Source organism: Arthrobacter sp. ERGS1:01, assembly GCF_001281315.1.
In the GTDB taxonomy this organism is placed as follows: Bacteria; Actinomycetota; Actinomycetes; order Actinomycetales; family Micrococcaceae; genus Specibacter.
The window spans coordinates 3,450,317-3,463,756 of record NZ_CP012479.1; the positions used below are offsets into that span (position 1 = coordinate 3,450,317).

10 protein-coding genes are annotated in these 13,440 nt (G+C 66.5%); 2 read left to right on the forward strand and 8 right to left on the reverse strand.

Annotation, left to right across the window (positions count from 1 at the left end):
• Window positions 1-103 precede the first annotated feature (103 nt).
• From AL755_RS19545 to AL755_RS19565, 5 genes are all read right to left on the reverse strand, one after another.
• Entirely contained in the window at window positions 104-1,312 is a 1,209-nt protein-coding gene (locus AL755_RS19545) for a thioredoxin domain-containing protein (protein ID WP_150117187.1), read from the reverse strand.
• A 95-nt stretch (window positions 1,313-1,407) separates the two neighbouring features.
• Window positions 1,408-2,121 carry a sirohydrochlorin chelatase gene (locus tag AL755_RS19550; protein WP_237762557.1) on the reverse strand — a complete coding sequence of 238 codons (714 nt, stop codon included), beginning with the start codon at window positions 2,119-2,121 and terminating at the stop codon, window positions 1,408-1,410.
• A 70-nt stretch (window positions 2,122-2,191) separates the two neighbouring features.
• Complete coding sequence (locus AL755_RS19555) at window positions 2,192-3,706, reverse strand: MFS transporter (protein WP_054012432.1); 1,515 nt, start codon at window positions 3,704-3,706, stop codon at window positions 2,192-2,194.
• Window positions 3,703-4,923 carry an ABC transporter permease gene (locus AL755_RS19560; protein ID WP_054012433.1) on the reverse strand — a complete coding sequence of 407 codons (1,221 nt, stop codon included), beginning with the start codon at window positions 4,921-4,923 and terminating at the stop codon, window positions 3,703-3,705. Before AL755_RS19560 ends, AL755_RS19555 begins: the two co-directional genes overlap by 4 nt.
• 2 nt (window positions 4,924-4,925) lie before the next feature.
• Window positions 4,926-5,870: an ABC transporter ATP-binding protein gene (locus tag AL755_RS19565; RefSeq protein WP_054012434.1), complete on the reverse strand. Its 945-nt coding sequence runs from the start codon at window positions 5,868-5,870 to the stop codon at window positions 4,926-4,928.
• A 121-nt stretch (window positions 5,871-5,991) separates the two neighbouring features.
• Here AL755_RS19565 and AL755_RS19570 point away from each other — a divergent pair, with 121 nt between their 5' ends.
• Both AL755_RS19570 and AL755_RS19575 read left to right on the forward strand, forming a co-directional pair.
• Entirely contained in the window at window positions 5,992-6,636 is a 645-nt protein-coding gene (locus tag AL755_RS19570; RefSeq protein WP_054012435.1) for a trimeric intracellular cation channel family protein, read from the forward strand.
• A gap of 40 nt (window positions 6,637-6,676) precedes the next feature.
• The gene (locus AL755_RS19575) at window positions 6,677-7,099 is read left to right on the forward strand and encodes a hypothetical protein (protein WP_054012436.1); all 423 of its coding nucleotides are present in this window, start codon (window positions 6,677-6,679) and stop codon (window positions 7,097-7,099) included.
• Window positions 7,100-7,243: 144 nt separating this feature from the next.
• Here the strand turns inward: AL755_RS19575 and AL755_RS19580 are convergent, their stop codons facing one another.
• The 3 genes from AL755_RS19580 to AL755_RS19590 form a co-directional block, all read right to left on the reverse strand.
• A complete protein-coding gene (locus AL755_RS19580; protein ID WP_054012437.1) occupies window positions 7,244-10,510 on the reverse strand; it encodes a discoidin domain-containing protein in 3,267 nt (1,088 codons plus the stop codon).
• A gap of 505 nt (window positions 10,511-11,015) precedes the next feature.
• Window positions 11,016-12,119: a polyprenyl synthetase family protein gene (locus tag AL755_RS19585; protein ID WP_054012438.1), complete on the reverse strand. Its 1,104-nt coding sequence runs from the start codon at window positions 12,117-12,119 to the stop codon at window positions 11,016-11,018.
• Window positions 12,116-13,438: a geranylgeranyl reductase family protein gene (locus AL755_RS19590; RefSeq protein ID WP_054012439.1), complete on the reverse strand. Its 1,323-nt coding sequence runs from the start codon at window positions 13,436-13,438 to the stop codon at window positions 12,116-12,118. Before AL755_RS19590 ends, AL755_RS19585 begins: the two co-directional genes overlap by 4 nt.
• Window positions 13,439-13,440: the final 2 nt, after the last annotated feature.

A 13,440-nucleotide genomic window follows, 5' to 3' on the forward strand; every position in this document is an offset into this window, starting at 1 on the left:
GTAGGGTGCCGCCCACCCCCGGCCAATCGAAAATGCAACGCGCGTTCACCTAGGGCAACATTTCGTCACACATGCTTTTTGGCCGGATTTTGTGCTTTCGGGGCTACTTCTTGGCGGCCAGGATGGGGCCGGAGAACTCCCCGAAGGTGCCGCCGAGCCATTGCCTGCCGTCCATGAATACGGTGGGCGTGCCCGTCACCCCGTGCGCGAACGCCAGGCCCGAGGTGTAGTCCGAATACGGGTAATACGTTTCCGTGCCGAGGCAGTCGCTGATGTCCGCGGCGCCGGCAGCGGCGGCAAGGGCGGCCAGGGTGTCGTCGTCGAGCCCGTCACTGTTCTCGGCGGGCTGGTGGGCGAAGAGGGATTCGGCAAATGCCGTGTACTTGCCCGGGGAGGCATTCGCCACGCAGGCGGCCGCCATGGCGGCGCGGGAGGAGTAATAGGTGCCGTTGGAGGCCCTGTTCAGGTAGTCGAGCGGACGGTACTCGACGGTGACCTTCCCTTCGTCCTGCCACTTCTTCAGGTCCGGGCCCACTTGTTTTTCAAACGCGGCGCAGTAGGGGCACATGAAGTCGAGGTAGACCACCACCTGGACGGGTTGGCCCGTGGCCGAGGCCTGGATGCCAATGCTGTTCAGCCCGAAGGCCTTTTCCGGCTCGCCCTCGGGATCGGGCGGCAACTGGGAGTAGTCCACGGTCCGGGGACCGGGCGCCGGCGGCACCACGGCACCGTTCTTGCCGAAGGTGATGCCGCCGAAGCTGTTGGCGTTCTCCGGCACCGGACCCACATTCTGCACGGTGGTCGACCCGCCCTGCTGGACAAATCCGCTGGTCGTGGCAAAGCCGCCGATCAACCCGAGGACTATTGCGAGCACGACGAACAACGCCGTCCCCACCGCGCCCACATAGCCAATGATGAGGCCCGCAATGGCCATGCCCCTGCCCTGTTCCCCTGTCCGCTTGATCTGGCCCAGCGCAATGTGGCCGGTGATGATGGCGGCGAGGCTGACGAAGAACGCCGACACCAGCGAAACGATGGCCAGGGTGTTGGTGCGATCGCTGTACGGGGCGGCGTTCGGGTACGGCGGTTGGTAGGCCTGGCCGTAGGGTGGCGGCTGCTGCCAGTACGACGGCGGCACCGGGGGTTGGTTCGGCGGCTGCCAGCCCTGCGGCCCGGCAGGTCCCGGAGGCAGTGGCGGCACGGGCTGCTGGCCCGGCGGCAACGGGGGAACCGCCGGCCCCGGCGGAACAGGGGGTTGCCAGCCTTGGGGTGCCGGCGGATTAAAGGGGTCGTGCTCCGGAACCTCGCCCACGGGTGGCCTTCCGCTAGTGCCTAATGTCCCTTCCATCGTGCCAGAAAGGTGAGCCGCCCGTTGGCCACGGCCGGCGTGTCAGGCAGATCCGGACCTCAGGCGTGCCTGACCGCCGCATCAAAGTGTTCCAGTGCCAACTGCGCCACCAAGCGGGAGGACAGCAGGGGTGCGCTCACCAGATCGGCGCCCGCCGTGGCCAGCTGGTCGTGGAAGTACCCGGGCGCCAGCAGATAGGAGGCAATGGCCACCCCGGCGGCGCCACCGGCGCGCAATCGCGCCACGGCGTCCGGCACGGATGGTTCGGCGCTGGCCCCATAGGCGGCCAGCACGCGTTGCGGCCGGCGGACGGCAAGATCGGCGGCGAGCACCTCGATCTGTTCGGCGGCCTCGGGCCGCGAGGACCCCGCCGCCGCCAACACGATGCCCCAGTCCCTTGGCAGCTCCCCCAGCCGTTCATGCAGGAGTCCGGCCAGCCGCGGGTCCGGCCCCAACGGCGCCGCGGCCACCGAACCGGGCCTGGCCGCCACGGCCTCGGCAATGTCCACCTGCACGTGGTAGCCAACCGTGAGCAGCAATGGCACGACGACGACCGGCACCCCGGCGGGCACCGACGCCATGACGTCGGGCAGTGCCGGCTCCTGGACGTCCACATAGGCCTCAAGGACGGAAAGGCCGGGGCGAAGCGCCGCGATGTGGTCCCTGAGCTGGTTGATCAGCTCCCGCCCCCGGGCATTGTTGGTGCCGTGGGCGCAGGCCACCATGACGGTTTCCGGCGCACCCGGGTTGAACGATTCTTCTGCCAAGGCCAATGCCCTCTTCCTTCGGGATGTACGTCTGCGTCTAATGTACGGCGGTGTTTTGCTGCCAATGTACGGCACGTCAGGGAACGGTCGGCTGCGACCCGGTGTGGGCGGACGCACCCGGCACGGGTTTGTCCTGGCAGCTTGCCGCCGCGGCCGCGGTCACGTCGGAGTGGGCGGCCGGTTTGTTGATGATGCCAAGCGCGGAGATGACGCCGCCGGCCACGAACAAGACGGCCGCCACCACCATGACGCGCCGGAAGGAATCATAGTCGAGCACGCCGCCCAGGATCACCCCGGCCAGGGCCACGGCGATCAAGCCCGCCACCCGGGACACGGCGTTGTTGATGGCCGAGCCGATGCCGCTTTGTTCCTGCGGCACGGCGCCCAGGATGGCCGCCGTCAGCGGCGCCACCGTGATGGAAAGCCCCACGGCGAACACGATCTGGCCCGGCAGGATCTGGAGCCAGAAGTTGAACGGGGTGCCGGCCCGGGTCATGAGCAGGTAGCCGATCCCCGCCACCACGGGCCCCGCTGCCATGAACAGCCGCGGCCCGTACTTGCCCGCCAGCGTGCCGAAGGCCCCCGCCAGAAACAGGGAAATGACGGCGACCGGCAGGGATGCCAGCCCCGCCTGGGCGGGAGTGAACCCGGCGATCTCCTGCAGGAACAACACCACCATCAGCTGGCCCAGCGACACGCCCGCATAGATGAACGTGGTGGCAAGGTTGCCCACGCCAAAGTTGCGGATCCGGAACAGCGGCAGCGGCATCATGGGCTGGGGCGTGCGTTTTTCCCACCACAGGAAGGTGGCCAGCGCTGCCAGCCCGACGGCGAACGGCCCGTACACGGCCGGGTTGCCCCAACCCAACCGGTCCTGCTCAATCAGGGCGAACACCGTTCCGGCCAGCCCGGCTGCGGCCAACGCGGCCCCGGTGAGGTCGATGCGGCGGGCCCGCCCCTCCCCCGGCGGCACGCTGGACGGTACCTTGCCCGCGGTGGCGGCTCCGGCGTCGTCGTTCGCTGCCTGCGGCAAGGACTGCGGCAGGGCCAGCCCGCGGAGCAGGATCAAGGTGGCGGCGATGGGCAGCACGTTGATGGCGAAGATGAACCGCCAGCTCGCGAATTCCACGAGCAGTCCGCCCACCAGCGGTCCGGCCAGAAATGCAGTGCCGGTCCAGGCCGTCCAGGAACCGATCGCCTTGCCCTGCGCAGGTCCGCTGAACGTGGAGGTGATCAGCGCCAGCGAACTGGGCACCAACAGGGCCGCCCCCGCCCCCTGCACGGCGCGCGCCACGATCAGCAGCAGCGCACTCGGCGCAAAGGCGCAGGCCAGGGACGCCAGGCCAAAGATCAACAGCCCGGCCCGCAGGATCCGCACCCGCCCAAAGCTGTCCGAGAGCGATCCGGCAATCAGGATCAACGAGCCGAGCGCCAGCAGATAGGCGTCGACAACCCACTGCTGGGTGGTGATGCCGCCGCCCATCTCGCGGGTCATGGCGGGCAGCGCCACGTTCACGATGGCGCCGTCCAGGAACGCCACGAAGGATGCCAGGATGGCCACCCACAGGACCCGTCGCTGCATGGGAATCATCCCTTCCTGGCAAATGCGGTGCGGAGTGAAAGCTTGCGCGAGTATTCGATGGAGCCGTAGCGGAACAGGTGCACGGCCATGCGCAGGGCCAGCAGCCCGAAGACGAACAGCTCCACGATCACCAGGGCGGCGGACAGGCCGTTGAGCGAGCCAAAGCCGTTGCGGAGCATGGCCGTCACGGGCGCCGTGAACGGGAAGAACGTGAAGATCTGCACGATCAGGGAGGTGGGGTCGCTGACCACCAGGGTCACGATGTAGAACGGAATGAACATCATGATCATGACGGGGGCGAACACGGCGCTGGCATCCTTCGCGGTCGGCATGACGGCGCCAATGCTCACCAGCACGCCGGTGAACAGGATGAACCCGCCAATGAACAGCAAGGCCCCCACGAGCAACGGCCAGAACTGGAAGGTGAGGTGGGAGAGGTCGAAATTGGGCATGCTCAGCTGGTCATGGAAGAACACATAGCCGAGCACCATGGGGGCGGCAAACACCACCGCCTGCACGGCTCCCACGAGGAACAGCGAGATCACCTTGCCCACCACCAGGGTGGTCGGGTTCAGCGTGGTCAGGATCATTTCCGTGACCCGGTTTTCCTTCTCCTCCAGGGTGGAGGCGAGCATTTGGTTGGCCAGCAAGATGATCACCACGTAAAACAGCACCAGGAACAGCAGCGGCGGCACCACGGTTTCCAGGCCGCCGGAGAGCTTGCCGTCCTTGAACGTTTGCGTGTTCGTGTTGAAGTTGCCCTGAACGGCGGCCGTCAGTTCGGCCGATCCCACCTTTTGCTGGGCGGAAAGGACCAGCAGTTGCTTGGCCACGGCGTCGTAGGTGCCGTTGTTGAAGATGCCGTGGTCGGCGCCGTAGATCTGCACGGGCTGGTTTTCAATGGTGGCCGGGTAGCTGAAGTAGGCGGCGAGCTGCCCGTCCTTGACCCGTTCGACGGCGGTGCCGGGGTTGGCCTCCAGGACTCCTCCCATGGCCTTGGCGATGTCCGGGTTGATCAACGTCGAGGCGTCCGTATAGGAGAAGGCGAGCTTGTTGTTCTTCTGCGCCTCCGTCAGGGAGTTCGTGGAGGAATTGCTGGCGAACACCAGCCCGAACACGATGGCGAGCAGGATGGGGACGGCCAGCGTGGCGATCCAGAAGCGGCGTTTCTTGATGGTCCGGGTAAATTCAAAGTACACCACGGTGCCGAGGTTGTGCCGTGCCATGGTTACGCCACCGCCCCGTTGAGCGCCGGAACCGGGCGTTCGCCGTACACCTGGATGAAGATGTCATCAAGGCTGCGCTTGGCCGCCACGAAGCCGCGCACCACCAGCCCGGAGTTGACCAGTTCGCGCAGGACGTCGGCCTCGTCGGCGGCGTCGTCCAGCGACAGCTCGGCATAGTTGTTCTCTTGCAGGGTCACTTGGTAGAGCGGTGACGCCGGGATGGTGCCGCTGTATTTGAGCCGCACGGTGCGCCCGCCAAATTGGTTCTGCACCTCGTCCAGGGTGCCGTAGGCCTCGGACTTTCCGTCCTTGAGCAGGATGATCCGGTCGCACAGGCGCTCCACCTCCTCCATCTGGTGGGTCACCATCATGACCGTGGCGCCGGCTTTCTTGCTGTCCTCGATGATGTCCATCAGCAGCCGCCGGTTCACCGGGTCAAAGCCCTTGGTGGGTTCGTCCAGGATCAGCAGTTCCGGCTCGTTCATGATGGTCACGCCCAGCTGGATCTTTTGCTGCTGGCCGCCGGAGAGCTTGTCGATACGCATGTCCGCCTTGTCGGCCAGGTCCACCCGGTCAAGGTAGTCGCGGGAGAATTTCTGTGCGGCCGACTTGCTCAGGCCCTTCAACCGGCCAAAGTAGGTCATCACGTCCAGCACGGATTCCTTCTTGTACAGCCCGCGCTCCTCCGGCAGGTACCCGAGCCGTGCCCCGTAATCGTCGCTGAAGACCCGCCCGTTGATTTCCAGGATGCCCGCCGTGGGACGGTAGATGCCCAGCAGCGCCCGGATCGTCGTCGTCTTCCCGGAGCCGTTGCTGCCCAGGAAGCCGAAGGTCTCCCCGCGGGCCACATCGAAGCTCAGCCCGTCAATGACCTTTTTGTCGCCGAACTGCATGTGAAAGTCTTGGATGTGGATCAGCGGCTGGTGGGTGGCGGGGTCATTGCTCATGCGCCCAGCGTAGCCAGTTATTGGTGCAAAGACACGCAAAGTTCGCCGCGGAACTCCCACGCCCCGTACGCTTGGATCGGCCAATCTTCGCGGCCGCCCCCACCACCCTTGGACTGACTTCATGACTTTCGACCTCGCCCTGATGCTTGACCTGCTGGGCGTCTTTTTCTTTGCCGTCTCCGGCTCGCTGCTGGCGGCCCGGAAGGGTTTTGACCTGGTGGGTTCGCTGTTGCTCGGCTCCATGGTGGGCCTGGGCGGCGGCGTGGTCCGTGACGTCATCCTCAACGCCGGACCGCCGTCCGCGTTCTCCAACCCGATCTATCTGGCCCCGCCATTGCTGGCCGCGGCGCTCGTGTACTTCACGCCCCGCAACGTGGAACGCAGCCGCCGCTGGGTGCTGACGTTCGACGCCGGCGGGCTGGCCCTGTTTTGCATCACCGGCACGCTCAAGGCCCTCGACGCCGGCATGAACCCCGTGGCCGCGATCCTGCTGGGCGTCACGACGGCGGTGGGCGGCGGCATCCTGCGCGACGTCACGGCCAACGAGGTGCCCAGCGTCTTTGACCCCAAGGACCTCTACGCGATCCCCGCCTTTGTGGGCGCCGGGCTGGCCGCCGCATTGTGGCACCTGGGCTGGCTTAACCTGGTCACCGGGAGCATTGCCGCCGTCGTCGTCTTTGGGTTGCGGATGCTCAGCCGGCGCTTTGGCTGGCACGCACCGCTGGCGGCCCGCAGCTGGGCGCGGCCGCGTTTCCGGCGCGGCTAGGATTGAGGCTAAGTAGGTTCCGTTGGATTTGGAGAAGTTGATGTCCGAGATTTTCGTGGAAAAGTTCCGTGGCCTGGTGCCGCTCTACCTGGAAGAGCCGTGGCAGGAAGCCGACGGGATCGCCATGGCGGACCTCGACGCCGTCTTCACCGAGCTGAACCTCACGGTTCCGCAGGCCCTGCGCGAGTTCCTGCACGCCCTGGGCAATTGCGAGGACCTCATGGAGGCGTACTACTACTTCTGGGATCCCGAGGAGCTCGAAGTCCAGGACGGCTACCTGCTCTTCCTTGAGGACGAGGACGAGGCCTACACCTGGGGCGTTCGCGCGGACCAGGCCGACGTTCCGGACCCGATCGTGTGGCGCCGCAACAATGCCACCGGCGCCTGGGTCAACGAGGAAGGCACCTTCAGCGAGTTCGTATTCGACATGCTGGACTGGGTTTTCAGCGACGACGAGGACTAACCTCTTCTCCACCACGGTGATCGAGCTTGTCGAGATCCAAGCCTGTCGAGATCCGAGCTTGGGCCAAAAACGCCGGGTTCCTTGGTGTGAACGTCTTAGTGACGTCCACACCAAGGAACCCGGCGTTTTTAGTTCTCCCTCAGCCTAGGAGTGGCTTGCCGCGGCCTTTCGACGCCGCAGCATCACACCACCGAGGGCGATCAGCGCCAGGGCGGCTCCGCCGATCGGCAGCATCACCGGCGCACCCGTGTAGGCAAGATCGTTGCCGGGGGTGTTGTCGGCCGCTGTCGGTACGACGGCGGCCGCGCTGGAACTCGACTGCGTGGACGACGACACGGCGGGCTTCGACGTTGCCGGCGAGGTGGCCGTGCCGGTCGGCATAGCCGAGGCGGATGCGGTCGGGGAAGCCGTCCCGGTGCCGGTGGCCGTGGGGCTGTCCGTTGCCGTGGGAGTCTCGGTCGCCGTCGGGCTGTCGGTTGCCGTCGCGGTGGCCGTGGGGCTGTCCGTTGCCGTGGGAGTCTCGGTCGCCGTCGGGCTGTCGGTTGCCGTCGCGCTGGCCGTGGGGCTTGCCGTGTCCGTCGGGGTCGCCGTCGCGGTTTCGGTGGGCTCCACCGCCACGGCCTCCTTCAAGGCCAAGGTCTGCGCCTTCGCGCTGCCGCCGTCGCCGGAAGCAACGGTGGCGGCCGCAGCCAGGACCTTCGCGGCAGGGGTGGCCGTGGTGGCGTCCCAGCTGCGGACGGGTGCCGTCTGGCCGTGGTCGGCGCCTGCGGTCAGCGCAATGACCTGTCCGCTGTAGCGGTTGACCAACTTGAAGTCCCCGGTTGCGACACCCGCTTCGGTGGCTCCCGGAATCACGAACCACTGCTGCGCCGCCTGGCTGGGCGTTGCTGCCGGGGTGACCTGCAGCGGGGCGGCCCAGGCACGGCCTGCCGTGGTGTTTCCAACCCCCAGCAAGTCACCGGTGCCAACGTTGGCGATCGTGTAGGAGCCGTCACCGTTGGAAGCGAACGTCCAGGCGGCCGCATCCGAGTACGTGGCGCCATCGGTGAGCGTCGTGGCGGTGGATCCGTTGGCCTGCGCCAAAGTACGGTTCGCGCCGCTCGCGATGGAGTAGTTCTTGGACGTATCGATAACGGAGGCCGGAACGGTATTGTTCGGCTCGATGGAGACGTTCACGTACTCACTGGAGCTGCCGTTGGAGCAACCGAAGGAGCAGTAGGACCGGAAGTCCTTGCCGACGATGTTTGAGTTCGTGGCGTTGGCCGGATCGAGGAACCAGCGGTACCAGGACGCCGTCGTGTACGAGCCGGTGTCACCGAGCAGGGTCCACTTCTGCGTTGCTAGGTCCTTCGTGGCGTAGTACTGCTGCGGGGCGTTTCCGCTCTGGTCCGGCACCTGCGGCTCACCAATGTAGAGGCCAAGGTAGGCGTTGTAGGTGATGTCCATGACGAACAACGGCGACGTGGCAGGCATGGTGCCGGCCGCAACCTGCGAGGCAACGGAGCCCGGGTTGTTCGGGTTGTATTCCTTCTCCACCGGGGTGTATCCGTTGGCGTTGGAGGCGTCAACGGGAACCACGTTGCTTTCCTTGCCGCCGAGTCCGGGCTGCGACCAGGTGCCGTTGTACCACTTGCTCCAGGTGCCGGGGGCCATCTTCCCGGAGATCGGGGCGCGGGCAACATGCTCGTAGAAGGCCGCCCAGCTACCGCCCTTGTTGACGATCCTCGAGCCGTAGTACATGTAGAAGTAGCCGCTGGCGGTGTCGGCGAAGAGGCGGGGATCGCCGTCGCCATAGTCAAAGGTGCTCTGCGGGAACGTGGCGGTGTCCCCGCGGACGGTGCTGTACGGCGTCGTCACGACCTGCGACTTGATGGTCCAGGTCTTGCCCTGGTCGGTGGAGACGGCGTAGTCGATCGCGTCGTAGTGTAGGCCGTCACCGAACGGTTGGGGCGTGAACTCGTTGTGGACCAGGCCGTACCAATTCCCGGTGTCCGGGTCGACCCACATCTGGGTCAGGTCGCAGTAGTTGGGCTGCGCGTAGCCGGATCCCGCCGGGGCCTTCGTGGCGGTCTTGCCGGTGGGGCTGTTGTTGCAACGGGCCGTGGTGTCGTTGTTCTTGTCCGTGGGGTCGTTCGGGTTCACGGCGTTGTTGATGGTGTCGGATGCCGTGGCGTCGTCCATGGTGTTGCCCGTGAAGAACGTCCACGTCCTTGAGTCGCTTGCTCCATAGAGCGAGTGGGCGGACTCGTAGTAGAACTTGCCGTCCTTGTCGATGAACGGGCTGGCGGAGGTGTCGTCGGGGTTGTCCCACGGGCCCTTCGACTTCACGTTCACGCTGTACGGCGGCGGCGTGATCGCGGGGCCGTTGGCGTAGGCGCGGAACTCCGATACGGAGGCCGTGTTGGCGCCGCTGATGGTGGTGTCGGCTTCGAGCTTGATGTAGCGGGCCGTTACCGGCTTGGCGAATGACACCGACTGTACCGCGGCATCGCTGGCAGGCTGCATGAAGGTTCCGGTGGTGACGGCGGTTCCCCAATCGCCGGTGGCCGATTGCGCAATGGCCGCGTTGTTGGTGGCGAAGACCTTGTAGTCCTTGATGGGACCGTCCGTCTGCTTCTTCGCGGAGTACTGCACGCCCGTCACGGGGTAGCTGGCACCCAGGTCCACAGCGAGCCAGTGCGGCAGTGCGGAGTTGTTGGAGGTCCACGCGGTGCCGGTGTCGCCGTCGAAGGCGTTCTTTGCGGCTCCGCCGGTTGCCTGTGAATCGGCGCCGGCAACCGTGTATCCGGCGGCCGGGATTGCGGCACCTGCGGGCGGAACGTCGTCGGAGGTAAAGGCCTGGATCTCCGAGATCGCGACAAAGTTGGCGCCGTTGATCGTGGAGTCGCCCTCGAGCTTGATGTAGCGGGCCTTGACGGGTGCCGAGAACGTGACCGGCTGCTGTGCGGCGTTGCTCGCGGGCTGGGTGAAGGTGCCCGTTGCCACTGCGGCACCCCAGTCGCCGGTGGGCGAGCCGGCCACCGCGGGATCGTTGGTTGCGAAGACCTTGTAATCCTTGATGGGGCCGTTGCCCTGCTTCTTGACCGAGTACTGGATGCCAGTCACGGTGTAGCTGGCGCCAAGGTCAACCGAAAGCCAATGTGGGGCCGGCGTGTTGAGTGAGGTCCACTCCGTGCTGACGTCGGAGTCGATGGCGCCCTTCGCGGTGCCGTCGAGCGACGGCGGCGCGGGGTATGCGGGCGATTCATTGTCGAACCCGGCAATGGAGTAAAGGTTCTCGGGAATCGCGCTGCCCGGAGGCGGGCCGGCATCGGCGCTGGCCGGTGAGATTCCGAGGATTGGCGTGGCCAACAATGCGGCCACCGTCGCGACTGCGGCGATGGTGGCTTTGGTGGAATGAATACGAGTCATGACCCTACCTAGTTACAACGTCATTAATGTGGGGAAGCGTGACTCACACTACATTCGTGTTATCCATAACACAAGTGTAATTACCCGATATTTCAAGCTGGGAATTAGCCGAATGGTTACCGAATGTTGACCATCCCATAGTTGGGGGCCACTCTTCGCAGGGCCTCATGGGGCGGCGGCGGGCCGGGGTGGGGTGTGGTCCCCGGGACAAGGGCAGGGGCGGGCGGCAAGTGAATCTGCCGGGCACGCCAAAAGCCGGGCGGGGGCCGGAACGGTCATTGGATGCCGCTGCGGACATAAAACGACGGTCCGGGGGTTGTTGTGGTGATTTGCCAGTGGCCGGCCACTGGCTAATCACCACAACAACCCCCGGACCGACTGGGAAGCGGGTGGGGCCACAAGCGCGAGGGGCCCGTCGCGAGCTTGCGAGCGATGGGAGCGGGCGGGTGGGGCCACGCCCGCGAGGGGCCCCAGCCGAGGAACGAGGCTGGGGAGCGGGTGGGGACTACACGTCGCGGGAGACGACCGCCTCGGCAAAGCTGGCAAGGGCCGTCTTGACCATGCCGTCGGGCAGCGGGGCCAGGGCGGCGATTGCCTCGGCGGACCATTCGCGGGCCACGATCCAGGATTCGGCGGTGACGGGGTGTTCGCGCAGTGCGGCGACGGCCTCGGCCAGCGCCTCGTCGCTGCTCAGGTCGCCGTCCACGAGCGCCAGCACCGAAACGGCTGAGGCGTCGCCGGCTGCGGCGGCCTTGCGCAGCAACAGCACGGGCAGGGTGGGGACGCCTTCGCGCAGGTCGGTGCCCGGCGACTTCCCGGAAACCTGCTTCATGCCGGTGACGTCGATGACGTCGTCGGCCAGCTGGAAGGCGATGCCCACCTTTTCGCCGTATTCGAGCATGACGTCCTGGAGTTCCTCGGGCACGCCGGCAAAGATGGCGCCGAGCTGTCCGGAGGCGGCCACGAGGGAGCCGGTCTTGTCCGCAATGACGGACAGGTAGTGGTCCACGGGGTCCTGGCCTTCGCGCGGGCCCACGGTTTCGTGCAGCTGGCCCAGGCACAGCCGCTCAAAGGTGCGGGCCTGGATGCCGAGGGCGCGGGCGCCGAGCTCGGACACCAGGATGGAGGCGCGGGCAAAGATCAGGTCGCCGGTGAGGATGGCCACGGTGTTGCCCCACACCTCGTGCGCGGTGGGTGCGCCGCGGCGGTACGGGGCCGAGTCCATCACGTCGTCGTGATAGAGGGTGGCCAGGTGGGTCAGTTCAACCACGACGGCGGCCTGCACCACTTCCTTGCGGCTTGCGTCGCCGAGGTGGGCGGCCAGCAGCACCAGCAGGGGCCGGATGCGCTTGCCGCCGGCCTCGACCAGGTGGCGGCTGGTGGCATCGGCCAGGGGATCGGAGTTGGCGATGGCTTCCCGCAGGACCTTCTCCACCTTGGCCATGCTCATGGCAATGGACGGGCCCAGTTCCGGGTCTTCGGCGACGGCGGTGAAGCCGGAAGGCAATTGCAGTCCGGTGGCAATGGCCATGGTGCTGGGGGAAGGTTCGGCGGATTCGGGCAACCCGTGTCCGGCGTGGGTCCAGCTGTGGTTCGCGGAATTAGTCACTGCTTAACACTAACTATTGGTAGGGATTGTTGCTTGGACGTGCGGATTTTGCCCTGGTTGCTGGTGGCAGGCACCAGCTTCTCCAGTAGATGAATCACTCTATCCTCAAAACCGCGTTCATCGGCGTCGGTGAGGTTGGCCATCATGCGCACCACAAAACGCATCAGCACGGGCACGGGCATGCCCGTGCGCAGGGCCAGCTTCATGATCCGCGGCTTGCCGATCAGCGACGCAAACACGCGGCCCAGGGTGAAGTGGCTGCCCCACTGTTCACGGACAAAACCGGCGTACCCCTGCAGGGCGTGGTTGGCGGCCAGCCGGGAGTTGGCGTGGGAGGCGCGCTCAATGAAGTCGGCGGCGAATCGGGCCGATTCCATGGCGTAGGAGATGCCCTCGCCGTTGAAGGGGCTCACGAGTCCCCCGGCGTCGCCCAGCAGCAGCAGGCCCGGCGAGTAGTGCGGCGTCCGGTTGAAGCCCATGGGCAGCGCGGCGCCGCGGATGGGGCCCACCTGGTTTTCCTCCGTGAAGCCCCACTCGGCGGGCATGCCGGCGGTCCAGTCACGCAGCACGGCACGGTAATCGAGCTTGCCGAATTCGCGGGACGAGTTCAGGATGCCCAGGCCCACGTTGGAGGTGCCGTCGCCCACGCCAAACACCCAGCCGTAACCGGGCAGCGGATTGCCGGATTTGTCGGGCAGCTCCAGCCAGCCTTCCATCCAGTCGTCCTCGTGGCGCGGGGAGGTGAAGTAGGTCCGGTAGGCCACGCCCATGGGGCGGTCGTCGCGTTTCTCGTGACCCAGCGAGACGGCCGTGCGGGTGGAGTTGCCGTCCGCAGCCAGCACGACGTCGGCATAGAAGTCCCGCGTTTGGCCCGTCTTGCGCCCGGCCTCGTCCAAAACCGCCGCTGTGGCACCCACCACGGTGCCGGCGTCGTCCGTCAGGGCGGAGGTGACCGAATGGCCTTCAAGGATGAGGGCGCCGGCCGCCTGCGCATGCCGGGCCAGGGCCTCGTCGAAACCGAGGCGGGTGCGGATCAGCCCGTAGTCGGGGAAGTTGCTCAGCTCCGGCCACGGAACTTCCACGGTGCGACCGCCCGCGATCAGGCGCAGCCCCTTGTTGCGGCGCCAGCCCTCGGAGGGGTCGTGCGGCAGGCCCATGAGCTGCATTTCGCGAACAGCGCGGGGGGTCAGGCCGTCGCCGCAGACCTTTTCGCGCGGGAATCGGGTCTTCTCCAGCACGGTGACCTCGATCCCGGCGGATGCCAGGTGCCAGGCCGCCGTGGATCCTGCGGGTCCGGCGCCTACAACAAGTACCTTCACGG